The sequence below is a fragment of the Sphingobium sp. AP49 genome (assembly GCF_000281715.2).
Taxonomy (GTDB): domain Bacteria; phylum Pseudomonadota; class Alphaproteobacteria; order Sphingomonadales; family Sphingomonadaceae; genus Sphingobium.
Genome location: NZ_CP124576.1, coordinates 1,464,211 through 1,487,563, shown reverse-complemented (window position 1 = coordinate 1,487,563; position 23,353 = coordinate 1,464,211). Strand labels below are relative to the sequence as shown.

20 protein-coding genes and 1 tRNA gene are annotated in these 23,353 nt (G+C 65.4%); 8 read left to right on the top strand and 13 right to left on the bottom strand.

What is annotated here, in order from left to right; genetic code table 11:
- Positions 1-79 precede the first annotated feature (79 nt).
- On the top strand, positions 80-1,225 hold the full coding sequence (locus tag PMI04_RS07180; protein ID WP_283184863.1) for a PQQ-dependent sugar dehydrogenase: 1,146 nt from the start codon (positions 80-82) through the stop codon (positions 1,223-1,225).
- A 54-nt stretch (positions 1,226-1,279) separates the two neighbouring features.
- On the opposite strand, the gene PMI04_RS07175 is transcribed toward PMI04_RS07180, so the two are convergent.
- Together PMI04_RS07175 and PMI04_RS07170 are read right to left on the bottom strand one after the other, a co-directional pair.
- Positions 1,280-2,101: a hypothetical protein gene (locus tag PMI04_RS07175; protein ID WP_007704633.1), complete on the bottom strand. Its 822-nt coding sequence runs from the start codon at positions 2,099-2,101 to the stop codon at positions 1,280-1,282.
- A complete protein-coding gene (locus PMI04_RS07170; RefSeq protein ID WP_007704631.1) occupies positions 2,095-4,635 on the bottom strand; it encodes a TonB-dependent receptor in 2,541 nt (846 codons plus the stop codon). Before PMI04_RS07170 ends, PMI04_RS07175 begins: the two co-directional genes overlap by 7 nt.
- A gap of 180 nt (positions 4,636-4,815) precedes the next feature.
- Between PMI04_RS07170 and PMI04_RS07165 the strand changes: the two genes are divergently transcribed.
- Complete coding sequence (locus tag PMI04_RS07165; protein WP_007704629.1) at positions 4,816-5,928, top strand: NADH:flavin oxidoreductase/NADH oxidase; 1,113 nt, start codon at positions 4,816-4,818, stop codon at positions 5,926-5,928.
- A 32-nt stretch (positions 5,929-5,960) separates the two neighbouring features.
- On the opposite strand, the gene PMI04_RS07160 is transcribed toward PMI04_RS07165, so the two are convergent.
- From PMI04_RS07160 to tpiA, 3 genes are all read right to left on the bottom strand, one after another.
- A complete protein-coding gene (locus PMI04_RS07160; protein ID WP_007704626.1) occupies positions 5,961-7,592 on the bottom strand; it encodes a CTP synthase in 1,632 nt (543 codons plus the stop codon).
- Positions 7,593-7,682: 90 nt separating this feature from the next.
- Positions 7,683-8,066: a preprotein translocase subunit SecG gene (gene secG, locus PMI04_RS07155; RefSeq protein ID WP_007704623.1), complete on the bottom strand. Its 384-nt coding sequence runs from the start codon at positions 8,064-8,066 to the stop codon at positions 7,683-7,685.
- Positions 8,067-8,229: 163 nt separating this feature from the next.
- The gene (gene tpiA / locus PMI04_RS07150; RefSeq protein ID WP_007704620.1) at positions 8,230-8,973 is read right to left on the bottom strand and encodes a triose-phosphate isomerase; all 744 of its coding nucleotides are present in this window, start codon (positions 8,971-8,973) and stop codon (positions 8,230-8,232) included.
- Between the two features lie 207 nt (positions 8,974-9,180).
- Between tpiA and PMI04_RS07145 the strand changes: the two genes are divergently transcribed.
- Positions 9,181-11,130 carry a peptidylprolyl isomerase gene (locus PMI04_RS07145; RefSeq protein ID WP_007704617.1) on the top strand — a complete coding sequence of 650 codons (1,950 nt, stop codon included), beginning with the start codon at positions 9,181-9,183 and terminating at the stop codon, positions 11,128-11,130.
- Position 11,131: 1 nt separating this feature from the next.
- On the top strand, positions 11,132-12,661 hold the full coding sequence (gene trpE, locus PMI04_RS07140) for an anthranilate synthase component I (protein WP_007704613.1): 1,530 nt from the start codon (positions 11,132-11,134) through the stop codon (positions 12,659-12,661).
- A gap of 9 nt (positions 12,662-12,670) precedes the next feature.
- On the opposite strand, the gene PMI04_RS07135 is transcribed toward trpE, so the two are convergent.
- The 3 genes from PMI04_RS07135 to PMI04_RS07125 form a co-directional block, all read right to left on the bottom strand.
- The gene (locus tag PMI04_RS07135) at positions 12,671-13,399 is read right to left on the bottom strand and encodes an extensin family protein (RefSeq protein ID WP_007704609.1); all 729 of its coding nucleotides are present in this window, start codon (positions 13,397-13,399) and stop codon (positions 12,671-12,673) included.
- 3 nt (positions 13,400-13,402) lie between these two features.
- Positions 13,403-14,173 carry an NUDIX domain-containing protein gene (locus tag PMI04_RS07130; RefSeq protein WP_007704606.1) on the bottom strand — a complete coding sequence of 257 codons (771 nt, stop codon included), beginning with the start codon at positions 14,171-14,173 and terminating at the stop codon, positions 13,403-13,405.
- Between the two features lie 65 nt (positions 14,174-14,238).
- Positions 14,239-14,314: transfer RNA gene (locus PMI04_RS07125), tRNA-Ala, on the bottom strand.
- Positions 14,315-14,565: 251 nt separating this feature from the next.
- On the opposite strand from PMI04_RS07125, the gene PMI04_RS07120 reads away from it, so the two are divergent.
- On the top strand, positions 14,566-15,474 hold the full coding sequence (locus tag PMI04_RS07120) for a DUF2171 domain-containing protein (RefSeq protein ID WP_007704603.1): 909 nt from the start codon (positions 14,566-14,568) through the stop codon (positions 15,472-15,474).
- Positions 15,475-15,519: 45 nt separating this feature from the next.
- Here the strand turns inward: PMI04_RS07120 and PMI04_RS07115 are convergent, their stop codons facing one another.
- From PMI04_RS07115 to PMI04_RS07105, 3 genes are all read right to left on the bottom strand, one after another.
- Positions 15,520-16,353: a CoA ester lyase gene (locus PMI04_RS07115; protein WP_007704601.1), complete on the bottom strand. Its 834-nt coding sequence runs from the start codon at positions 16,351-16,353 to the stop codon at positions 15,520-15,522.
- Entirely contained in the window at positions 16,350-16,802 is a 453-nt protein-coding gene (locus PMI04_RS07110) for a MaoC family dehydratase (RefSeq protein ID WP_007704598.1), read from the bottom strand. The genes PMI04_RS07115 and PMI04_RS07110 overlap by 4 nt, the downstream gene beginning before the upstream one ends.
- 62 nt (positions 16,803-16,864) lie before the next feature.
- On the bottom strand, positions 16,865-18,706 hold the full coding sequence (locus tag PMI04_RS07105; RefSeq protein WP_007704596.1) for an acetyl/propionyl/methylcrotonyl-CoA carboxylase subunit alpha: 1,842 nt from the start codon (positions 18,704-18,706) through the stop codon (positions 16,865-16,867).
- 67 nt (positions 18,707-18,773) lie between these two features.
- Between PMI04_RS07105 and PMI04_RS07100 the strand changes: the two genes are divergently transcribed.
- Complete coding sequence (locus tag PMI04_RS07100) at positions 18,774-19,091, top strand: GIY-YIG nuclease family protein (protein WP_007704593.1); 318 nt, start codon at positions 18,774-18,776, stop codon at positions 19,089-19,091.
- Between the two features lie 95 nt (positions 19,092-19,186).
- On the opposite strand, the gene PMI04_RS07095 is transcribed toward PMI04_RS07100, so the two are convergent.
- A complete protein-coding gene (locus PMI04_RS07095) occupies positions 19,187-20,788 on the bottom strand; it encodes a carboxyl transferase domain-containing protein (RefSeq protein ID WP_007704590.1) in 1,602 nt (533 codons plus the stop codon).
- Between the two features lie 39 nt (positions 20,789-20,827).
- On the opposite strand from PMI04_RS07095, the gene PMI04_RS07090 reads away from it, so the two are divergent.
- Positions 20,828-21,166 (top strand): DMT family protein, encoded by a 339-nt coding sequence (locus tag PMI04_RS07090; protein WP_004211232.1) that lies wholly within the window; start codon positions 20,828-20,830, stop codon positions 21,164-21,166.
- 1 nt (position 21,167) lies between these two features.
- On the opposite strand, the gene PMI04_RS07085 is transcribed toward PMI04_RS07090, so the two are convergent.
- Complete coding sequence (locus tag PMI04_RS07085) at positions 21,168-22,313, bottom strand: acyl-CoA dehydrogenase family protein (protein WP_007704572.1); 1,146 nt, start codon at positions 22,311-22,313, stop codon at positions 21,168-21,170.
- 85 nt (positions 22,314-22,398) lie between these two features.
- Here PMI04_RS07085 and PMI04_RS07080 point away from each other — a divergent pair, with 85 nt between their 5' ends.
- On the top strand, positions 22,399-23,277 hold the full coding sequence (locus tag PMI04_RS07080) for a LysR family transcriptional regulator (protein ID WP_007704570.1): 879 nt from the start codon (positions 22,399-22,401) through the stop codon (positions 23,275-23,277).
- Positions 23,278-23,353: the final 76 nt, after the last annotated feature.

Genomic DNA, 23,353 nt, shown 5'->3' with positions numbered 1-23,353 from the left:
CCCCAACCCGTCGAGGATAGCGGCATGGAACCCGCGCCGGCGATCGGCCTTTTCCCAACAGTCTAGTAAGGAGAATCCCATGCTTCGCGTGATGGCCGTCACCCTCCCTCTCGCGCTGCTGGCCTGCTCGGCCGGCGACGCGACGGGCCAGAATGCCGCGACCACGGCCGCCGCCAAGCCGTTCAAGACGTCGGTCATCGCCGACTTCACCGCGCCCTGGGCGATGACCTTCCTGCCCGACGGCCGGATGCTGGTCACGGAGAAGGCCGGTGAGATGATTCTGTTCGATCCCAAGAACGGCACCAAAATCCCGATCGAGGGCATTCCTGCAGTCGACAGCGCCGGCCAGGGCGCGCTGATGGACATCGTCCTCTCGCCCACATTCGCCCGGGACAAGAAGGTCTATTTCAGCTTTTCCGAGGTCGGCCAGGGCGATCGGTCCGGCGGCAAGGGCGTGGCGCTGGCCACCGGCATCTTCGACCAGGCAAGCGACGGCACGACCCGGCTCGCCAACGTGAAGACCATCTTCCGCGCCAGCGACTATGTCGAGGGCAATGGCCATTATTCCGGCCGCATCGCCTTTTCCCCCGACGGCAAATATCTGTTCTTCACCAATGGCGAGCGGCAGAAGTTCGATCCGGCCCAGGATCCCAAGTCAACCCTGGGCAAGGTGCTGCGCCTCAATCTCGACGGCACGCCGGCGGCGGGCAACCCGCTGGCGGCCAAGGGCTTCAACCCGGCGGTCTGGTCCTATGGCCATCGCAACCTGCTGGGCATCGCGTTCGACAAGGACGGGCGCCTGTGGGAACAGGAAATGGGGCCGCAGGGCGGCGACGAGGTCAACCTGATCAAGCCCGGCCTCAACTATGGCTGGCCCAAGGCGTCGAACGGCAGCCATTATGACGGCCGCGACATTCCCGATCACAAGCCGGGCGATGGTTACGAGGCGCCCAAGGTCTGGTGGAACCCGGTGATCTCGCCGGGCGGCCTGATCTATTATTCGGGCGATCTGTTCCCGCAATGGAAGGGGTCGCTGTTCATCGGCGGCCTGTCGAGCCAGTCGCTGGTGCGGGTCAAGCTGGACGGCGAGAATGCGTCCAAGGCCGACCAGTGGGACATGGGCGCGCGCATCCGCGAGGTCGAACAGGGGCCGGATGGCGCGCTGTGGCTGCTGGAGGATGGCGGCAAGTCGCAGGGCCGGTTGCTCAAACTGACGCCAGCCTGATCGGAAGCCGGGCACCCTGGATCGGGTGCCCGGCTTCTGCAAGGCCATGGCGGATTATTGGACCGCCGGCATCTCACTCGCGACCATTTCGCCTGCGCCGCGGCCAATCGACCATAGACGCCGAGGGCTTTTCGGATCCCAGTCGATCGCCTGACCGGGCGTCGCGATGCCGAGCGTGCCGACATGCTCCAGCACCGATCCCGCCTCGGGCAGTTTCAGCGCATAGACTTCGGGCCGGTCATGGCCGGTGGCATAGATCAGCCCGTCGGCGCCCCAGCTAAGGCCCGAGCAGCTTTTCGGCGCAAAGCGGGCCAGCACATCGGCCGGGAAGGCCCAGCTTGCCTCCGCCCGGAAAGCATCGTCCATCCGCACCAGCAGGGTATAGCGATAGTCGCGGCCCGGCTCGCCGCCCTTGCCCTCATAATTGGCGAAGACCGCCCACCATTTGCCGTCATGGCGATCCATCACCGTCAGCGATCCGGGACCAAAGCCCAGGCTGATACTGTGGACATGCTTCAGCGTCCTCGTGTCGAAAATCTCGACTGCGCTGGTCTGCGGCACGGCAGGATAGTTGGATGCGGCGCAGACCAGTTCGGTGCCGACCACGGTGCAGCTGTTCATGTGCGGATAAAGGCGGCGCTCCCCCTGCCACTGGGCGACGCGCCGGCCGTCGGCAATGCGATATTTGCCGATCCGGTCATTGTCGATCGCATAGACATAGGTGCCATCCGACGCCGCGCCCTGATGCGCCTCCTCCGCCTTGATCCGCAGGCTGACCGGGGATGGCGGCGGCGACGGCGCATCCGTCGCCTGCTGCGCGCCCGCCGCGCCGGCCAGCGCCAGCAAGCCGGCGCCGATCAGGACGCGCCTTACCATTTCAGCGATCCCCCAACGAAGAAGGTGCGGCCATAGCGCTCATTCTGGGTCACCCAGTCGCGATTGCCGGCCTGATATTGGCGGGTCGGCTCATCGGTCAGATTCTGTGCCTCGGCAAAGACGCGCACATTCTTCGTGATGTCGACGCTGATCTTGGCATCGAGCCGGCGCAGATCGTCATTATAATTGTCGGTCAAGGCCTCGTCCCCGGCGGCGATCAGCGCACGACCGGTATGGTGATAGGCGATCGAGCCTTCGACAATCCCCTTCTGGTAGAAGAGCTGCGCGCCCCAGAGCAGGTTGGACTGTTCGGGGAAGCGGATCGTGCCGCGATCGGGCATGCGCAGGCTGGACTGGATCAGCGCGATGTTGAGGTTGACGCCGAAGCCGGAAAGAAGGCCGGGCAGGAAGCTGAACTGCTGCTGATATGCGGCCTCTACCCCGATGATGTCGCCGCGATCGGCATTGAGGGTCTGGCTATAGTCGATCCGGTCATAGCTCTGGCCGCCGAAGCTGCCATTGAGAACCGTATAGTTCTGGGTAAAGATCGGGTTCTGGATGAACTTGGCAAAGGCGCCGAACGTCAGCAGGCCGCCGGGCGCGAAATAATATTCGCCGGTCATGTCGATCGCATCGGCGACATAGGGCTTGAGCGCGGGGTTGCCGGAACTGACACTGATCTCGCCCTCGCCTTCCACGCTGACCTCACCGCCGGGCGAAAGGTCGCTATATTGCGGCCGGCCGACGCTGCGCGAATAGGCCAGGCGGAACACGGTGTCGTCAGTGGGCGTGATGCGCACCACCAGGCTGGGCAGCCAGTTGGTATAATGGCGCTTGCCGCTGGTCGGCGTCACCACATCATCCTCCAGCAGATAGCCGGTGATGTCGAGTTCGGTCCGCTCCACGCGCAGACCGGCGGTGACCGAAATGGTGCCGAAGTCGAGATTGGCCATGCCGTAACCGGCAAAGACATTTTCCTGCAGGCTGAAATCGCCCAGCGTCTGGTTGGCGAGCGAGGTCGCCTGATCCAGCACGAACTGCGGACCGCCCAGCCTGCCGCTGGTATAGGCCTTGATCAGATCCTCGTCGATCGCGGGCGACAGCAGATAGGTGTGACCATTGCCGAGATTGACGGTGACGGAGTCGCCGGCAAGGCCATCCAGGGTGAAGCGATTGGCGGTGGTGCCGCGACCATAGACGTCGTTGGCGGAATCGAAGCTCTTGTCGGTCCAGCGGCCATTGGCGCCGACCTTGACGAAGCTGTTCTGGCCGATCGTCGGCAGCTTCCCCGTCAGGTCGAGCCGGCCCTGCCAGATCTTTTCCAGGCCATATTCGTCCTGCTGCGTATATTGGCGGAAGCCCAGGCCCGAGGGCGAGAGATAGCCGTTGACGGGAACGGCGGTGAACAGCTTGTCGGTGAAATCGACCGCGACCGCGCCGGGATTGCCCCGGAACTGCCAGAGCTGGTTGGGCTCGATCACCTCGTTGCGGGTGCGCGCCGCGCCGAAATCGAGCGACCAGTCATCGCTCAGGTCCGCCTTGCCGCCGGCCATGAAGGACAGGACCGACTTTTCCTTATATTCGGTGCGCAGATCCGAACGCTGCTCGCTGGTCGATGCGACACCGGTCAGACCATTGGCGTCCCAATCGATGTCGGAGAAATCGAGGCGGAAGCGCTGGCGATATTCATCCTCGGTGAATTTGGAATAGACGCCGCGGACATAGAGCTGGACGCGATCGCCATGCCAGTCGAGCGAGCCGGCGGCCCCGATCCGTTCGCGCTTCAGCCGATAGTCGGTATATTTGATGTTGATCGGCACGCCGCCGCGTGCGGCCTGATCGTCGGGCGCCCAGTCGTCGGGATAGATGCCGTCGCTGCCATAGGTGCGGTCGGAATAGCTGGCGCCCAGCAATATGCCGAACTGCTGGTCCGCGCCAAAGCGGGCGCCGACGGTGACGTCGCCCTTGATCGGATTATCATCCTTGTAGGTCTGTTGCCAGCCGACCTGGCCATTGGCCTGGAAGATGAAGGGCTTGTCGAAATCGAACGCGGTCTGGGTAACCAGGTTGATGGTCGCGCCGATGCCCTGGCCGGTGAGGTCTGCGGTCTTGACCTTCGCCACCTCGACCCGGTTGAGCAGCTGGCCCGACAGGATATCGAGCGGCAAAGCGCGGGTATTGCCGTCGGGATTGCCGATCTCAAAGCCATTGAGCGTATAGCCGTTGAGGCTGGAGGGCACGCCGCGCACCGCGACATAGCGCCCTTCGCCCTGATCATATTGGACGCCGACGCCGGGCAGGCGCTCGACCGCTTCGGCCACATTCTTGTCGGGGAGCTGCCCCATCTCGTCCGAGGCGGTCACCTCGACCAGGCCGAGCGCCGCACGCTTTTCATCGATGGCGCGCTGCTGCTGCGCGCGCTGGCCGGTGACGACGATATCCCCGGCCTCCTCGGGCGCGGGCTCCTCGGCATGGGCGATGCCCGCGATCGCGAGCGCGAACAGGCTGATCGTGCTGGGAAGGATGATTTTCATGGATGAGACCCCTTTATGATTGGGGCCGCGACTAGGGCCAGGGCGCGACAACGGCGTTGCACAATGGCGTCAAAGCGATGACGATGACGTTGCCAATTTATGTCGGGCACGCCGCCCCTTTCGACCGGAGGTTCCGCCCCCTATCTTGCGCCCACTCCTTTCCCCCTCCCGGAGACCTGCATGAGCGCCCCTGCCCTGTTCCAGCCCTTTCATGTCGGCAGCCTTGCCCTCGACAACCGCATCGTGATCGCGCCGATGTGCCAATATTCTGCCGTCGACGGCCAGATGACCGACTGGCACCTGATCCATCTTGGCCAGCTTGCCCTGTCGGGCGCGGCGCTGCTGACGATCGAGGCGACCGCCGTGCTGCCCGAAGGACGGATCAGCCACGCCGATGTCGGCCTGTGGGACGATGCGACCCAGGCGGCGATGCAGCGCGTGCTGGACGGCGTGCGCCGCCACAGCGATATGCCGATCGCGATCCAGCTCGGCCCTGCCGGGCGCAAGGCGTCGACGGAAGTACCGTGGAAGGGTGGTGCGCAGATCGCCCCTGATGCCGTAAATGGCTGGCAGACGGTCGCCCCCTCCGCCCTGCCCTTCACGCCGGGCACCAATGCGCCGATGGCGCTGGACAAGGCCGGGATCGATCGGCTGCGCGATGCCTTTGTCGCGGCGGCGAAGCGGGCCGATGCGATCGGCATCGACGCGGTCCAGCTCCATGGCGCCCATGGCTATTTGCTGCACCAGTTCCTCTCCCCCCTCTCCAACCGGCGCGACGATGACTATGGCGGCAGCCTGGAAAACCGGATGCGCCTGCCGCTGGAGATTTTCGACGCGGTGCGCGCCGCCTTGCCGGCGCACAAGCCGGTAACGATGCGCGTGTCCGGCACCGACTGGGTCGAAGCGGGCTGGGACGTCGAACAGACGATCACGTTCGCCAAGGCGCTGGAGGCGCGCGGATGCAGCGCCATCCATGTGTCGAGCGGTGGCCTCGACCCGCGCCAGGATATTCCGGTCGGGCCGAGCTATCAGGTGCCGCTGGCCCGCGCGGTCAAGCAGGCGGTCGACATGCCGGTGATCGCCGTGGGCCTGATCACCAATTTCGAGCAGGCGGAGGCGATCATCGGCACCGGCGACGCCGATCTGATCGCGATCGCCCGCACCATCCTCTACGATCCGCGCTGGCCCTGGCATGCCGCCGCGCATCTGGGTGCATCGGTGAAGGCAGCGCCGCAATATCTGCGCTGCCAGCCGCGCCAATATCGCAATCTGTTCGACGCGGCCAAAGGCTGAAACGAGAAACGGGGCCTTTCGGCCCCGTTCTTTTATACCAGCCGGCTCTGCTTGACCGCCGCTTCGATGAAGCTGGCGAAGAGCGGGTGCGGGTCGAAGGGCTTGGACTTGAGTTCCGGGTGGAACTGCACGCCCACGAACCAGGGATGGTCGGGCCGCTCGACGATTTCGGGCAGCGTGCCGTCCGGCGACATGCCCGAGAAGATCAGGCCGCCCTTTTCCAGCGGCTCGCGATAGCCGGCATTGACCTCATAGCGGTGGCGGTGCCGTTCGCTGATCTCGGTCGCGCCATAGACGCCGGCGACGACGCTGTTCCCGGCAAGCTTGGCCGGATAGGCGCCCAGGCGCATGGTGCCGCCCAGATCGGTCTCGGCGGTGCGCTTTTGCAGGCCTTCCGCGCTCATCCATTCGGTGATCAGGCCGACGACCGGTTCGCTGGTTTCGCCAAACTCGGTGGTCGAGGCATTTTCGATCCCCGCCGTGTTCCGCGCGCCTTCGATGCAGGCCATCTGCATGCCGAGACAGATACCAAAGAAGGGCACGTCGCGTTCGCGCGCGAACTTGACCGAGGCGATCTTGCCTTCCGACCCGCGCACGCCGAAGCCGCCGGGGACGAGGATGCCGTGCATCGGTTCAAGGCTGGCGGCGAGGTCGTCGCCCTTCTCGAACAGTTCGGCGTCGATCCACTTGATGTTGACCTTCACCCGGTTGGCCAGGCCGCCATGGTGCAGCGCTTCGTGCAGCGACTTGTAGGCGTCGAGCAGGCCGACATATTTGCCGACCACGCCGATCGTCACTTCGCCTTCGGGGTTGAGCTGGCGATCCATGATGTCGGTCCAGCGGTCCATCGACGGCGCGGGCGCATCGGTGATACCGAAGGCGCGCAGCACTTCGTTGTCGAGACCCTCGGCATGATATTGCTCGGGCACGGCATAGATGCTCTTGGCGTCGAGCGCCGGAATGACCGCTTCGGGACGGACATTGCAGAAGAGGGCGATCTTCTTGCGCTCGCTCTCGGGCAGCGGGTGCTCGGCGCGGCACAGCAGGATGTCGGGCTGGATGCCGAGCGAAGTCAGTTCGCGCACGCTGTGCTGGGTCGGCTTGGTCTTCAGTTCGCCGGCTGCCGCGAGATAGGGCACCAGGGTCACATGGACGAAGATCGACTGGCCGCGATCCAGATCATTATGGAGCTGGCGAATCGCTTCCATGAAGGGCAGCGATTCGATGTCGCCGACGGTGCCGCCGATTTCGCACAGCACGAAATCCAGATCCTCGGTCTCCGCGGTGGCGAACGCCTTGATCTCGTCGGTGACGTGCGGGATCACCTGGACGGTCGCGCCCAGATAGTCGCCGCGCCGTTCGCGCTGGATGATGGTCTGATAGACCCGGCCCTGCGTGACATTGTCCGACTGGCGGGCCGAAACGCCGGTAAAGCGTTCATAATGGCCAAGATCGAGATCCGTCTCAGCGCCGTCGTCGGTCACATAGACTTCGCCATGCTGATAGGGCGACATCGTGCCCGGATCGACGTTGAGATAAGGGTCGAATTTCCGGATTCGCACGCGATAGCCCCGCGCCTGCAACAGCGCTGCCAAGGATGCGGCCATAAGGCCCTTACCAAGCGAGGAGACCACGCCGCCGGTGATGAAAATATACCGCGTCATGGGAGAAGAGGCTTAGCCCTATACAAACAAGTTGAGCAAGCGCGCGAATCCGCACGCTCGCAAAAAATATGGCGATGAACGACGAAAAGGTCAGTTAGCGAGCGGAACCGCGCCGTTCGCAGCCGAACCATTGCCAGCGGCACTGGCTGCACCGGCCAGCGGATCGGCATTGCCGGTCGCGGGCGCCGTCACCGGCGCCTGCGTGGTGGGCGCCGACTTGACCAGCGAGGTGTCGATGTCGCTGGACGCATGCCGAACCGATGCGATCACGGCCATCACGATCGACAGCAGGACGAAGAGGCTGGCCAGCACCGTGGTCGAACGCGTCAGGAAATCCGCCGCGCCGCGCGCAGACATGAAGCCCGCCGGGCTGCCGCCGACGCCCAGGCCGCCGCCTTCCGATTTCTGCATCAGAATCACGGTGACCAGCAAGGCAGCGACAATGGCCTGCACGACGAGAAGGAAAGTGAACATTGCGGTGTTTTTCTGTCCAGTGAAGGAGTGCGTTGGCGCGCACATAGCGATGATGGGCCGCCGGGGCAACCGGCGAGCCTGCATTAGCGCGTGATGACGACGGAACCGGGGCGAACGACTGCCCGTCCGCTCCGGTCATCGGCCATGGGAATCAACGGGCGAATCAACCGGCCGCAGCGATCACCGGTTCAAACTTCGCGGCGCTGAGGCTTGCACCACCGACCAGGCCGCCATCGACATCGGGGAGCGCCATGATTTCAGCAGCATTGTCGCCGTTCATCGAGCCACCATAAAGAATGCGCATCACATCGGCCTGATCCTGGCCAATGCGGCTGGCAAGCGCGGCGCGCAGCGTGGCGTGCATCGACTGGATCGCCTCCATCGTCGGAATGCGGCCAGTGCCGATCGCCCAGATCGGTTCATAGGCGACCGCCAGCCAGTCGGCGGTGGCGCCTTCCGGCAGCGATGCGAGCAACTGCGCCGACACGACCTCGTCGGCCTGCCCGGCATCGCGGATCGCCAACGCCTCGCCGACACACAGGATCACCTTCATGCCGGCGGCATGCGCCGCGACCGACTTGGCGGCGACATCGGCATTGGTCTCGCCACGCGCCTCGCGCCGTTCGCTATGACCGGTGATGACCCAGGTCGCCCCGGCCTCCACCAGCATCTCGGCCGACAGCGACCCGGTATAGGCGCCACTCATGTCCATATGACAGTTCTGCGCGCCGATGAAGGCCGCCCCCCTGAGTTGCGAACCTGCCATGATGAGAGTCGCGGGCAGGCACAGGCCCACTTCCACGTCGGGATGGGCCGCCGCGATGCGGCCGATCGCCTCAACCTCGTCCAGATGCTCGCGCATCCCGTTCATCTTCCAGTTGCCGACCACCAGCTTGCGCCTGCTCATCGGTTGAATTCCCCTTATCTTATTGCTGCACGCGTCCGGCCGTCATTCCCGCGAACTGCGCCGCGTCTCCACGGAACGACCACCCGACAGCACGCCGATGGACGGCGGTGCCGCATTTGTCCAGACCGGCGGCGACGGCCGCACTTGCCGCCGCCTCGTTCCGCCCCTAAAGCGGGCCGCCACATTGCCGCAGAACCGGACTCCCACATGCTTTCTGTCTTCCGCAGTTTCATTCGCTCCAAATTTGGCGCGCTCTTCGCGATCCTCTTCCTGGGCGTCATCGCGGCCGCCTTCATCATGGGCGACATCAGCAGCGGCAAGTTCGGCTCTGCACTGGGCAGCGGCGATACCGTTGCCAAGGCCGGCGGATCGCGCCTGACCTCGACGGAACTGCAGGACCGCATCCAGCGCGTCTTTGAAAATGCGCGTCGGTCGACCCCGACGTTGCAGATCGGCGACTTCTTCGCCCAGGGCGGCGGCAAGCAGGTCTATGACCAGCTGGTCGCAGCGCTGACCCTCAACGCGTTTTCAAAGGATCAGGGCGTCCATATCAGCAAGCGGCTGGTCGATGCACAGATCGCGCAGATTCCCGCCTTCCAGGATGCCGCCGGCAACTTCAGCCAGGAAAATTTCCGTCAGCTGCTGCAACGCGAACGCATCACCGAAGCGGCGCTGCGCGACGATATCAGCCGTGAAATCCTGCAGCGCCAGATGCTGGCGCCGCTGGGCCTGGGCGTGAAGCTGTCCGACAGCCTGGTCCTGCCCTATGCCTCGCTGCTGCTGGAAGCGCGTCAGGGCAGCATTGCCGCAATCCCGGCGATGGCCTTTGTCGACGGCAAGGATCCGACCGACGCCCAGCTGGCCGACTTCTACAAGAAGAACGCCGCACGCTACACCATCCCCGAACAGCGCCGCATCCGTTACGCCGTGATCGACGGCGAGCGCTTTGCCCAGGCCGCACAACCGACAGACGCGGAAATCGCCGCCGCCTACAACCAGAATAAGGCGGCCTATGCCGCCAGGGAAAACCGGTCCGTCGAACAGCTGGTCCTGCCGACCCAGGCGGCTGCCAAGGCGGTCGTCGACCAGGTGAAGGGCGGCAAGACGCTGGCCGCCGCCGCCCAGGGCGCAGGCCTGGCCGTGTCGACCCTCGCCGATCAGAGCCGCGAGGCGCTGACCGCCACCGCCTCCAAGCCGGTGGCCGACGCCGCCTTTGCCGCCAAGCAGGGTGAACTGGTGGGACCGGTGCGCGGATCGCTGGGCTGGCTCGTGCTGCGCGTAACCGCCGTGACGACCACGCCCGCCCGTCCGCTGGCCGTCGTGCGTGACGAGATCGTCGCGACGCTGCGCACGCAGAAGGAAAAGCAGCTGCTGTCCGATTTCACCGGCAAGGTGGAAGACCAGATCGCCAATGGCGGCACCTTTGACGAGGTGGTCAAGGATAATGGCCTGAAGCTCGAAACATCGCCCCTGGTCGTATCGACCGGCAAGCAGGTGGAAGATGAGGCCTATCAGCCTTCGACCGACCTGCGGCCGTTGCTGGCACCGGCCTTTGCGATGAGCGCCGATGACGATGCCCAACTGGTCCCCATCACCGCCGACAAGCGTTATGCGCTGGTCGCACCGGGCGACATCGTTGCCCCCGCGCCGCCGCCACTGGCCAAGATCAAGGCGCTGGTGCTGGTCCAGTACAAGCTTAACCAGGGCAATGAGAAGGCGAAGAAGGTCGCGGACGAGATTCGTGCCAAGGTCGCCAAGGGCATGAAGCTGGCCGACGCGGTCGCCCAGGCCGGCGTCAAGCTGCCGGCGCCGCAGGTCGTTGGCGGTCGCCGCGCCGACCTGATGCGCGGCGAACAGCGCCCGCCGGCGGAAATCGCCATCCTGTTCTCGATGGCGGTCAACAGTGTGAAGACGCTGCCGATCAGCCAGGATCGCGGCCAGTTCGTGGTCCAGCTCAACGCCATCCAGCGCGGCGATGCCGCCGGCCAGCCCGAATTGCTGAGCCAGGTTCGCACCCAGCTGAGCGACGTGGTCGGCCAGGAATATGGCGAACAGTTCGAGCGGGCGATCGAGAAGGACATGAGCGTAACCCGAAAGCCCTCCGCCGTCGCCGATGCGCAGAAGGCCCTGAGCGCCACCAACAACGGCGCTCAGTAAGATGGCGATCCTGGGCGGGAATGACGGCGTATCCGGCGCACGCGCCGCTTTGGCGGCAGGCCGTTCGGGTCTGGTGTGGCGGCGGCAGATCGCCGACACCGACACCCCCATTTCCGCCGCACTCAAGCTGTTCGAGTCGGACCGGGGCGATTTCCTGCTGGAATCGGTCGAGGGCGGCGCGGTGCGTGGCCGCTACAGCCTGATCGGCCTCGCGCCCGACCTGGTCTACCGCGCAGAGGGCGACAAGGGCGAAATCAACCGCCAATGGGCGCGCGATCGCGATGCCTTCGTGCCTGCGGAAAAAGGGGCGCTGGAGGCGCTGCGTGCGCTGGTCGGCGAATGCCGCGCCGACCTGGACCCCGCTCTGCCGGCGGCGCTCGCCTGCCTGGTGGGCTATTTCGGCTATGAGACGGTGGGCCTGGTCGAAAAACTGCCCCGCCCCTCGCCCAATCCGATCCAGCTTCCCGACATGTTGTTCGTCCGGCCGACCGTCATCCTGGTGTTCGACCGGCTGGCCGACGCGCTATTCCTGGTCGCGCCGGTGTGGAAGGATCAGGCCGGCGATGCGGAAGCCGTCGATCGGGCGATTGCGCAGGCGCTGGAACGGATCGACGCGACCGCCGCGCGCCTTGCCGCGCCGCTGCCCGCCGTGCCTGCCCCGGCCGAGATCGCAGATGTCGTGGTGACGCCGGTGCTGGCACCGGGCCGCTACGCGCAGATGGTCGATCGCGCCAAGGACTATATCGTCGCCGGCGACATCTTTCAGGTGGTGCTGGCGCAGCGCTTCACCAGCCCCTTCACCCTGCCGCCGATCGCGCTTTATCGCGCGCTGCGCCGGATCAACCCGTCGCCCTTCCTCTATTATCTCGACCTGCCCGGCTTCGCGCTGATCGGGTCGAGCCCGGAAATCCTGGTCCGCGCCCGTGACGGCGAAGTGACGATCCGCCCGATCGCCGGCACCCGCCCGCGCGGCAGGAATGCGGTCGAAGATGCGGCCAATCGCGAAAGCCTGCTGGCCGATCCCAAGGAACGGGCCGAGCATCTGATGCTGCTGGACCTCGGCCGCAACGATGTCGGCCGCGTGGCGACCGCCGGCAGCGTCACGGTCACCGACAGCTATACGGTCGAATTCTATAGCCATGTGATGCACATCGTGTCGAACGTGGTCGGCCAGCTCGCCCCCGAGAAGGATGCGATCGACGCGCTGTTCGCCGGCTTCCCTGCGGGCACCGTATCCGGCGCCCCCAAGGTCCGCGCCTGCGAGATCATCGCCGAGCTGGAGCCGGAAACGCGCGGTGCCTATGCCGGCGGCGTCGGCTATTTCGGACCGGACGGCAATATGGACAGTTGCATCGTGCTGCGCACCGCCGTGCTGAAGGATGGCGTGATGCATGTTCAGGCCGGCGCCGGCATTGTCGCCGATTCGACCGCCGAATATGAGCAGCGCGAATGCGAGGCGAAGAGCGGCGCCCTGCTCGCCGCCGCGCGCGAGGCAGTCAGCCTGGCGCGGGAAGCGGGCTACGGCCAGTAAGATGCCCGCCTAACGGCAGGCGCGCCATCCGGTCGCGCCCCGTTCCGCCTGGTCGAGGTGGAAATGATCGCGATGGGCGGCATTATAGTCGGGCGAGAGCACGGTCGAGAACAGGCCACAGGCACCGTCGCGCACTGCATGCAGGAAGGCGGCGTCCTTCCCCTGCCCTTTCCAGTCGCCGATCACGCTGATCCGCCGGCCGTCGGCTAGGGTGAAACCGGAAATGTCGATCGCATCGGCGGTCGCATGTTCGCTGAAGTCCCCTTGGCTGCGGCCGTACATGCGGCGGCAGCTATAGGAGCCGAAATGCGTGATACTGCGCACAGGCTGGCCGAACAGGCGCTGGGCGGCGGGCTGTACCACCTGCCATTCCCAGACACGCAAGGCTGCGGCCACCGGGCAGGACGGTGCCACCCCGGCCGGTGACAATCCGATCGCGCCCCTTTCCCCCTTCAGCCGGACCGCGTCGGCGTAGCCGCACTGCCCCTCGCCCCCGCCCCGCTGCATTGGCGTGTAAGCGACCCCGGCCTGTTCGAGCAGTGCCAGACATTGCGCCCGGTCACCGGTCAGCGCGGCAAGCTTGCGGCCGGTGAAGAGGCCCACCGGCTGGGCAAGGTCGAGCTTGGTCCAGGGCAGGTCCTGCGGCCGCTGGCGCAGCAGCGCATAGCCGGTCCAGAGCAGGCCAAGGATGACAGCGAAGATGACAAGGGCACGAAGGGTCAGATGGAGGCGGCGCATCCCCTAACCACGCCGGACCTGCCGCATTGGTTCCGAAGTGACGGGATAGCCCAGATGGCCTGGGATGCACAGATGCGGCTCGCCATCGCGGTCCTCGAACCAGGGGCGCACCTTTTCCACCGGAATGCCACGCGCATGGGCGACCAGTTCGGCATGGCTGGCGAACTGGGCCAGCCGCTCCAGATTGCGCCGGGTAGGAAAGATGATGTGCCCCTCGCCCGCATCACAGCGCGCCAGCGTCGCCGCCGCGCTGCTCCAGAACAGACGGACATTCTCGGTCGCGTCGACTTGCGCCACCTGCCCGTCGGGCGCGCGGGCGAGGTAGAAGCGCGTATCATAGACCCGGATCGCCTTTTCGCGCGGCGACGGGTGCCAGCGCGCAAAGGGTTCCAGTTCGTCCAGCGCCAGATCGATGCCATGCTCCGCCAACAGGTCGCCAAGGGCGTCGCCGGTCAGCAATCCGGCCCGGATTGCGATCAGTGCATCGGCCTCAATCTGGCCGGACAGCGCGATCCCCAATCCGCTTTCCTCGATCGTCTCGCGGATCGCAGCGATCCGTGCCGCCGCCTCGTCCCGCGGCAGGTCCCCCGCGACCCGTTCCGCCAACGCAAGGTCGCGCGCATCGACGCCGCCACCGGGAAAAACCAGCGCGCCGGCGGCAAAGGCCATGGTCGCGGCCCGCTCCATCATCAGCAGTTCGGGCGGGCCATCGGCGACATCGCGCACGATTACCGCAGTGGCCGCGGCGCGGCTGCCATCATCCAATATTGTCATGAAACCGCTCTAGGCCGCATTGGCGGCAACGGTAAAGTCCCTGGACAACCCCCGATGAAGGGGGTTGGTGGAGCCTAGCGGGATCGAACCGCTGACCTCGTCATTGCGAACGACGCGCTCTCCCAGCTGAGCTAAGGCCCCAGGGTGGTTCGCCTATAGGCGAGGGATTCGTGGCTTGCAACGGTCTTTTATCCACAATTGCGTGGGCACGCCTGATCTCGATCAACCCCACGGAAAAGGGGCAATCCGATGCCCGATGGGACGTTGGAAAGCAGCGACGTTTCCCCTGCGTAACGCCCGGAACGATGCCTCTGGCCACTCATTGGTGCTGCGACGGTGTTGAAAGAGCACCGCCGGAACAGAGACCCTGCAAAAGGACAAGGAGAAGGACAATGGGTTATCAAGGCGGACGCCGCTATGGTGGTGATGATCGCTATTCCTCCGACTGGGATCGCGGGAGCGATCGCTATCGGGCGACGCGCGACGAGCGCGCCTATCGTTATGGCATGCGCGGCCAGTTCAGCGGGCCAGGCGCTCGCCCCTACCCGGCCGACTATGACCCGGATGAACGCGGTTTCTTTGATCGGGCCGGCGACGAGATTCGCAGCTGGTTCGGCGATGACGAGGCCGAACGTCGCCGCGAATATGACGAATATTATAATCGCCCCTATGGCGACCCGCGCGACCAGTCGAGCCGGCTAGGCTATGCCTCGGCCTCGGGCAGCAACTATCTGCCCGGCCGCGGCTTCAAGCCCTATACCGGCGAGCGCAGCGGCTATGGCAGCGAAGATCATGGCTATCGCAACTACGCCTTTGGCCCGCAGCAGGATTATGGCGCCCACCATGACAGCAACTACCATAGCTGGCGCCAGCAGCGGATCGACGAGCTGGACCGCGATTATGCCGAATATCAGCGCGAAAATCGCGACCGCTTCAACAGCGAGTTCGGCACATGGCGCACCCGTCGCGGCGAGCAGCGTCAGGCTGCCATGCAGGTGCGCGAGCATATGGAAGTGGTCGGCAGCGATGGCGAGCATGTCGGCACGGTCGACAAGCTGCGCGGCGATCGCATCATCCTGACCAAGAGCGACAGCGATGCGGGCGGTGTCCACCACTCCATCCCCTCGTCCTGGATCAAGTCGGTCGATGCGACCAAGGTGACACTGGAAAAGACCGGCGATGAAGCACAGCACGCCTGGCGCACCGAGCGCGAGCAGCAGGCGCTGTTCGGCGATCGCGACCAGACGCGCGGCACCTATGGCGCCGGGTCGACCAACTATGAAAAGAGCCGTTACCGCTAAATCGGGACGGTGGAATGAAAGGCCCGGCCGCGTGCCGGGCCTTTTTCATATTGCCGCCAGCACCCGCTGCGCCTGCACCAGATGCGGGCGATCGATCATCTTGCCGTCGAGCTTCAGCACGCCGGCACCCGGATTGGCGGCAAAGGCATCGACCACGGCGCGGGCATGATCGACCTCCGCCGAAGTCGGGGTGAAGCCGGCATTGATCGCCGCCACCTGAACCGGGTGGATCGCCATCATGCCGGTAAAGCCGTCGCGCCGCGCCCGGCCGACATAGGCAGCCAGATCGTCCATCGCGTCGATCCGGGGAAAGACCGTATCGATCGCCGCGACGCCGGCGGCATGGGCCGCGAACAGAGTCAGGCTGCGCGCCATCTCGATCGGCGCGGTATAGCGGCCATCGGCTTCGCGGGCGCTGGTGGCGCCGATCGAGGCGGGCAGATCCTCCGCGCCCCAGGTCAGGCCGGCAAGCCGATCACGAACGCTGCGATAGCTGCCCAGCTCGAACAGGGCGGCCGGCGTTTCCGTGGCGATGGGCAGGATTGGCGGCAGACGCCCATGTCCGGCCAGTTCCTCCAGCGTCAGGATGCTGGCCGCTCCTTCCGCCTTGGGCAGCATGATGCCATCGGGCGCGGCCGGCAGGATGACGGCCAGATCGTCGGCGGTCTGCCCGCCCTCCAGCGGATTGACCCGGACGAAGGCGGTGCAATTGCGCGCGCCCGCAAGCCATGCAGCGATCGCATCACGGGCATAGCCCTTGCGCTCGGGTGCAACCGAATCCTCCAGGTCGAGGATGATCGCATCCGCGCCGCTCGCCGCTGCCTTGTCGAACCGTTCGGGGCGATCGCCCGGGACAAAGAGCAGCGAGCGGAGTTTCATGCAGACCTCTTCTTGAGCAACGCCATGCGCAGGCACTGGCAGACAATCTCGTCCCGCTGGTTGAGCAGGCGATGGGTGAAGGTGACGATGCCGGCCTCGGGACGCGAGCGGCTTTCCTTGAGGTCTGTGACCTCGGTCTCGCAGCGCAGCGTATCGCCGATGAACACCGGCTTGGGCATGACGAGCTTGTCATAGCCCAGGTTCGCGACCAGCGTGCCCATGGTGGTATCTCCCACCGACAGGCCGATCATCAGCGCGAAGCTGAAAGTGCCGTTGACCAGGATCTGGCCGAATTCCGACGCCTTGGCCGCCTCGGCATCCAGATGCAGCGGCTGGGGATTATGGGTCATCGTCGTGAACAGCAGATTGTCGGTCTCGGTCACCGTGCGGCGCAGTTCATGCGCGATCCGGTCGCCCACCTGCCATTCGTCAAAATGCCTGCCCGCCATATGTCGCCCTTTATATAAATATGCACAATAGTGCAATTATCATTCCATGAAGCCGGATCGGCTCAGCCCTCGGCCTGATCTATCCGGGCCAGCAGCACGCCCTCGCTCACCTGCCCGCCCTCGGCCGCGTTCAGGTCTGCGACCACGCCGTCGAACGGCGCAACCAGGCTATGCTCCATCTTCATCGCCTCCAGCGTCAGCAGCTTCTGCCCCTTGATCACCGCCTGCCCCGCCGTCACCGCCACGGCAATGATGCGGCCGGGCATGGGCGACAGGATCGCGCCGTCGGATGCGGCACCGCCAGCGCCACCGGCAACACGCCAGGGCGTCATTTCCCAGACCTGCCCGCCCTCGGCAATCAGCACATCTTCCAGCGGCCGGGCGTCGCCCAGACGCGGATCATAGCGCACGGCATGGGGATGGCCGTTCAGCAGGAAATTCGCCTCCGCCCGGACCGGCGCATTGAGGCGGAAGCCCGCCAGCGCCCCGCCCGGCGTCAGCGCCCCGGCCGCATCGGCCAGTGCCGCGTCGGACGGATCGGCCGGCGGCAACAGCGCATCGCCCTCACGCGCGATCAGGCCGGTGTCGAGCCGGGCCGCCGCGAAATCCGCATTCTCCAGCGCCTTGACCAGAAAGCCCGCATTGGTGCGCAGCGGCCAGATCACCGTATCATCAAGCGCCGCCGCCAGCCGCAGCCGCGCCGCGTCGCGCGTGTCGCCATGGGCGATGACCTTGGCGATCATTGGATCATAATAGGGCGAAATGGCCGCCCCTTCCTCGACGCCGGTGTCGATGCGCGCGCCGCTGCCCAGTTCGAACGTGTCGAGCGTGCCGATCGAGGGCAGGAAGCCCTTGACCGGATCCTCGGCATAGAGGCGCGCTTCCATCGCCCAGCCATTGATCGACAGTTGATCCTGCGTCCGGGGCAGCGGTTCGCCCGACGCGACCCGCAACTGCCATTCGACCAGATCCTGGCCGGTAATCTCCTCGGTCACGGGATGTTCGACCTGAAGCCGGGTGTTCATCTCCATGAACCAGATGCGGTCGGCACGCAGCCCATCCGAGCCATCGGCAATGAACTCGATCGTGCCGGCGCCGACATAGTCGACCGCCTTGGCCGCATTGACCGCCGCCTGGCACACGGCCGCGCGGGTCGCTTCATCCATGCCCGGCGCGGGCGCTTCCTCGATCACCTTCTGGTGGCGACGCTGGAGCGAACAGTCGCGCTCGAACAGGTGGACGACATTACCGTGGCGGTCGCCGAACACCTGCACCTCGACATGGCGCGGGTTGGTGATCCATTTTTCCAGCAGCACCTGGTCGTTGCCGAAGCTGGACGCCGCCTCGCGCCGGCAGGACAATAAGGCGTCAGCGAAGTCAGCGGCGGCATCGACCTTGCGCATGCCCTTGCCGCCGCCGCCGGCGACCGCCTTGATAAGGACAGGATAGCCGATCGCCTCGGCCTCCGCCGCCAGCCGCTCGGGCGACTGGTCTTCGCCCAGATAGCCGGGCGTGGTGGGGACGCCGGCATCCTGCATCAGTTTCTTGGCCGCGTCCTTCAGGCCCATGGCAGTGATGGAGGACGGGTTGGGACCGACCCAGATCAGGCCCGCGTCGATCACCGCCTGCGCGAACTCGGCATTTTCCGACAGGAAGCCATAGCCGGGGTGAATCGCCTGTGCCCCTGTCGCTTTCGCTGTCGCGATAATGCGGTCGCCGACCAGATAGGATTCGCGTACCGGCGACGGGCCGATATGCACCGCCTCGTCCGCCTCGCGCACATGCAGCGCGTCGGCATCGGCATCGGAATAGACCGCGATCGTGCGGATACCCAGCCGTCGCGCGGTGCGGATCACCCGACAGGCAATTTCGCCACGATTGGCGATGAGGAGGGATTCAAGCACCACAGTCTCCCAATTCGTCATGCTGAACTTGTTTCAGCATCCATTTCGCCGCAGGCTGGGCATTGCGATGGAAAGACAGCCTTGCGTCTATATTTTGAGCAGCAAGCCCTATGGCACGCTCTACATCGGCGTAACGTCCGACCTTGTCGGCAGACTTTACCAGCATCGCACCGATAGCATTGCCGGTTTCACTAGCCGCCATGCTGTCCATCGCCTCGTCCGGTTCGAGATGTTCGGCAGCATGGAGGCCGCCATCCTGCGCGAGAAGCAACTCAAGCGCTGGCACCGGCAATGGAAGATCAACCTGATCGAGAGCGACAATCCGTGTTGGGCGGACCTTGCGCCCGCCATCGGGCTTCCAGCCTTGCCCCCCGATGGATGCTGAAACAAGTTCAGCATGACGGAGGGAGCGAGAGGCGGTCCCCCTCCCCGAGGCGAACTCGGCGAGGAATGAAGGGAGCATCCTTTCCGCCACCCCGATCACATCCGGAACACGCCGAACTGCGCGCGATCGTCGACTGGCGCATTGAGCGCGGCGGCGAAGGCCAACCCGAGCACGTCGCGGGTCTGGGCCGGGTCGATCACGCCGTCGTCCCACAGGCGCGAGGTTGCGAAATAGGGATTGCCTTCATCCTCATATTTCTGGCGCACCGGCGCCTTGAAGGCTTCGGCCTGTTCCGGCGTCCATTTGGCGGCGTCGCGGTGGACGGTCGCCAGCACGCTCGCCGCCTGCTCGCCACCCATCACGCTGATCCGGCTATTGGGCCAGGTGAAGAGGAAGCGCGGCTGATAGGCGCGGCCACACATGCCGTAATTGCCCGCGCCGAAGCTGCCGCCGATCAGCACGGTCACCTTGGGCACCTGTGCCGTGGCCACCGCCGTCACCAGCTTGGCGCCATGCTTGGCGATCCCCTCCGCCTCATATTTGCCGCCGACCATGAAGCCGGAGATATTCTGGAGGAACAGCAGGGGAATGCGCCGCTGGCAGGCCAGCTCGATGAAATGGGCGCCCTTCTGCGCGCTTTCGCTGAACAGCACGCCGTTGTTCGCCAGGATCGCCACCGGCATGCCCCAGATATGGGCAAAGCCGCAGACCAGCGTGGTGCCGTAGAGCGGCTTGAACTCGTGAAATTCGCTGCCGTCGACGATCCGCGCAATCACTTCGCGCACATCATAGGGCGCGCGCACATCCTGGGGGATGATGCCATAGAGATCGGCCGGATCGCACTTCGGCGGGCGCGGGTCGCGCAGGTTGAGGTCGCTCTGGCGGTCGGGCTGCAGGGTCGAGACGATGTCGCGCACGATCGACAGCGCATGCTCGTCACTGTCCGCGACATGATCGACCACGCCCGACTTGCGGCCATGCAGGTCGCCGCCGCCCAGATCCTCCGAGCTGATGACCTCACCGGTCGCCGCCTGCACCAGCGGCGGGCCGGCGAGAAAGATGGTGCCCTGGTTGCGGACGATCACCGTCTCGTCCGACATCGCCGGAACATAGGCGCCGCCGGCGGTGCAACTGCCCATGACGCAGGCGATCTGCGGAATGCCGCGCGCCGACAGGTTCGCCTGATTGTAGAAGATGCGGCCGAAATGGTCGCGATCGGGGAAAACCTCCGCCTGGTTGGACAGGTTGGCGCCGCCACTGTCGACCAGATAGACGCACGGCAGCCGGTTTTCGAGCGCGATTTCCTGCGCGCGCAGATGCTTCTTCACCGTGACGGGATAGTAAGTGCCGCCCTTCACCGTGGCGTCATTGCAGGCGATCATCACCTGGCGCCCCGACACCCGGCCGATGCCGGCAATCATGCCGGCGCCGGGCACCTCGTCGCCATATTGGCCAGTGGCGGCGAGCTGGCCGATCTCCAGGAAGGGCGAGCCGGGATCGAGCAACCGCTCGACGCGGTCGCGGGGGAGCAGCTTGCCGCGTCCGGTGTGCTTGTCCCGCGCCGCCGGCGATCCGCCCAAGGCCGCGTCGGCAACCTTGGCGCGCAATTCCTCCGCCAGCGCGCGATTATGCGCGGCATTGGCGCGAAAGCCTTCGCCATCGGGTGACAGCTTGCTGTCCAGAACCGGTGCGCTCATGCCCTCGCCTTCCCGGCGTCCGCGTGCCACAGAGCAGATATGCCCACCATCATTCTCCTCATCCTCTCCAACCTGTTCATGACCACCGCCTGGTACTGGCACCTCAAGGGCGGCATGAACAAACCGCTGATGCTGGTCATCCTGATCAGCTGGGCGATCGCCTTCGTCGAATATTGCCTGGCGGTGCCCGCCAACCGCATCGGCTTTGCCCATGGCTGGTCCGCCGGACAACTCAAGATCGCGCAGGAAGCCATCGCCCTCGTGATCTTCGGCATCTTCATGGTGACGGTGTTGGGCGAGCCGCTCCATTGGCGCCACGCGGCCGCCTTTGCCTGCATCATGGCGGCGGTCGGCTTCCTGTTCGTCGGGCGGAGCTGAATCACGCGCCGATCAGTTCGCGGCCGATCAGCATCCGGCGGATCTCGTTGGTGCCGGCACCAATGTCGAGCAATTTGGCGTCGCGCATATAACGCTCGACCGGCCAGTCCTTCGTGTAACCCGCGCCGCCCAGCGCCTGCACCGCTTCCAGCGCGACCTTCATCGCATTTTCGCTGGCGAGCAGGATGGCGCCGGCCGCGTCGAAGCGTGTGGCCTTGCCCGCGTCGCAGGCGCGCGCCACGGCATAGACATAGGCGCGCGCACTGTTGAGCGCGACATACATGTCGGCGACCTTGGCCTGCATCAGCTGGAACGCGCCGATCGGCTTGCCGAACTGCCTGCGCTCGCGGACATAGGGCAGCACCGTGTCGAGGCAGGCCTGCATGATGCCGAGCTGGATGCCGGCAAGCACGGTGCGCTCATAGTCGAGGCCCGACATCAGCACGCCCGCGCCGCCGTTGAGCGGCCCCATGATATTCTCTTCGGGCACTTCGCAATCGTCGAACACCAGTTCGGCGGTCGGGCTGCCGCGCATGCCGACCTTGTCGATCTTCTGGCCGATCGAAAAGCCTTTATAGCCCTTCTCGATCAGGAAGGTGGTGATGCCCTTGGAGCCCTCGCCGGTCTTGGCATAGACGACCAGCGTGTCGGCCTCGGTCGCATTGGTGATCCAGAACTTCGTGCCGTTGAGGACGTAGCGATCGCCCTTCTTCTCGGCCTTCAGCTTCATCGACACGACATCGGACCCGGCGCCAGCCTCCGACATGGCAAGGCTGCCGACATGCTCGCCGGAAATCAGCTTGGGCAGATAGCGCGCCTTCTGCGCGTCATTGCCCCAGCGGCGGATCTGGTTGACGCAGAGATTGGAATGCGCGCCATAGCTGAGACCTATGGAGGCGGAGGCCCGCGCCACTTCCTCCTGCGCCACCACATGCTCCAGATAACCCAGGCCCAGGCCGCCATCCGCCTCATCCACGGTGATGCCGTGCAGGCCAAGCGCGCCCATGGCGGGCCACAGGTCGCGGGGAAACCAGTCCTTGGCGTCGATCTCTGCCGCCAGCGGGGCGATATGATCGGCGGCGAAACGGGCGGTGCTTTCGCGGATCATGTCCGCATGCTCACCCAGGGCGAAATCGAAATCACTCATTGGCATCTCTCCTGCGCCGTATCCTAGCCCTGAACGCGGCAAGGGAAAAATTGAAACCACGGGCAGGAATGTATAGTTTCCATCTATGATCGAACGCTATCTGCTGCGCTATTTCCTGGCGGTCGTGGACCAGGGCAATTTCTCCCGTGCGGCGGCACATTGCCTGGTGTCGCAGCCGACCCTGTCGGTCGGCATCGCCAAGCTGGAACAGGCGGTCGGCGCGCCTTTGTTCCTGCGCAGCAACCAACGCGTGGAACTGACCGAGGCGGGCAGTCGCCTGCTGAGCCACGCCCGGCGGATCGAGCGCGAGTTCAACCTGGCCGAACAGGCCGGCGCGCAGGCAGCTGAGATACAGACGCTGCGCATCGGCCTGCTGACCAGCATCGCCGGTGCGCCGGTGGCGGCAGCGGTCGCCGCCTGCCCGGCCGAGGCGCGCGGCCGGGTGGAGTTCATTCCGGGATCGGAGCGCGAATTGCTGGGGCGCCTGGATGCCGAGCGGATCGACGTGGCGCTGACGTTGGTGCGGCCGGGGGCGGAGGAACGCTATGCCGCCCGGATTCTGGCCGAGGAAGGCTATGGCCTGGCCCTGCCCGCCGATCATCGCCTCGCCGGGCGCGAGACGATCGCGGCGGAGGAACTGGCCGGCGAGACGATGATCGTGCGCCGCCATTGCGAGGCGCTGTCGGCGACCAGCCGCTATTTCGTCGATCGCGGCATCCGCCCGCATTTTGCCTATCGCTCGACCAACGACGAGCGGGTGATGCAGATGGTGGCGGCGGGCCTGGGCGTCACGGTGATGCCGGACGGCCATGGCTGGCCCGGCATGGCCCGGGCAACGCTGCGCGACTTTGGCGAGCGGCGGACGGTGGGGCTGTTGTTCGGCCCGCGCGCCGCCGCTGTGCGTGATACCCCCCCGCTCATATTGGAGATGCTGGCCACCGTTGCGTTCAGGCCTGGCGCCTAGAGCGCAATCCGTTCATACCGAATCGGATCACGCTCTATTTTTCTTTTGTTTTCCGCATTTTCCGAGCCAGCAGATG

Excerpts from the sequence above, each read along its gene's own strand:
- PMI04_RS07080 (WP_007704570.1), top strand. The coding sequence starts at position 22,399 with ATGATCGAACGCTATCTGCTGCGCTATTTCCTGGCGGTCGTGGACCAG.
- PMI04_RS07170 (WP_007704631.1), bottom strand. The coding sequence starts at position 4,635 with ATGAAAATCATCCTTCCCAGCACGATCAGCCTGTTCGCGCTCGCGATC.
- PMI04_RS07115 (WP_007704601.1), bottom strand. The coding sequence starts at position 16,353 with ATGAAACTCCGCTCGCTGCTCTTTGTCCCGGGCGATCGCCCCGAACGG.
- PMI04_RS07085 (WP_007704572.1), bottom strand. The coding sequence starts at position 22,313 with ATGAGTGATTTCGATTTCGCCCTGGGTGAGCATGCGGACATGATCCGC.
- PMI04_RS07095 (WP_007704590.1), bottom strand. The coding sequence starts at position 20,788 with ATGAGCGCACCGGTTCTGGACAGCAAGCTGTCACCCGATGGCGAAGGC.
- PMI04_RS07175 (WP_007704633.1), bottom strand. The coding sequence starts at position 2,101 with ATGGTAAGGCGCGTCCTGATCGGCGCCGGCTTGCTGGCGCTGGCCGGC.
- tpiA (WP_007704620.1), bottom strand. The coding sequence starts at position 8,973 with ATGAGCAGGCGCAAGCTGGTGGTCGGCAACTGGAAGATGAACGGGATG.
- PMI04_RS07120 (WP_007704603.1), top strand. The coding sequence starts at position 14,566 with ATGGGTTATCAAGGCGGACGCCGCTATGGTGGTGATGATCGCTATTCC.
- PMI04_RS07180 (WP_283184863.1), top strand. The coding sequence starts at position 80 with ATGCTTCGCGTGATGGCCGTCACCCTCCCTCTCGCGCTGCTGGCCTGC.
- PMI04_RS07135 (WP_007704609.1), bottom strand. The coding sequence starts at position 13,399 with ATGCGCCGCCTCCATCTGACCCTTCGTGCCCTTGTCATCTTCGCTGTC.
- PMI04_RS07090 (WP_004211232.1), top strand. The coding sequence starts at position 20,828 with ATGCCCACCATCATTCTCCTCATCCTCTCCAACCTGTTCATGACCACC.
- secG (WP_007704623.1), bottom strand. The coding sequence starts at position 8,066 with ATGTTCACTTTCCTTCTCGTCGTGCAGGCCATTGTCGCTGCCTTGCTG.
- PMI04_RS07110 (WP_007704598.1), bottom strand. The coding sequence starts at position 16,802 with ATGGCGGGCAGGCATTTTGACGAATGGCAGGTGGGCGACCGGATCGCG.
- PMI04_RS07165 (WP_007704629.1), top strand. The coding sequence starts at position 4,816 with ATGAGCGCCCCTGCCCTGTTCCAGCCCTTTCATGTCGGCAGCCTTGCC.
- PMI04_RS07130 (WP_007704606.1), bottom strand. The coding sequence starts at position 14,173 with ATGACAATATTGGATGATGGCAGCCGCGCCGCGGCCACTGCGGTAATC.
- PMI04_RS07100 (WP_007704593.1), top strand. The coding sequence starts at position 18,774 with ATGGAAAGACAGCCTTGCGTCTATATTTTGAGCAGCAAGCCCTATGGC.
- PMI04_RS07145 (WP_007704617.1), top strand. The coding sequence starts at position 9,181 with ATGCTTTCTGTCTTCCGCAGTTTCATTCGCTCCAAATTTGGCGCGCTC.
- trpE (WP_007704613.1), top strand. The coding sequence starts at position 11,132 with ATGGCGATCCTGGGCGGGAATGACGGCGTATCCGGCGCACGCGCCGCT.
- PMI04_RS07160 (WP_007704626.1), bottom strand. The coding sequence starts at position 7,592 with ATGACGCGGTATATTTTCATCACCGGCGGCGTGGTCTCCTCGCTTGGT.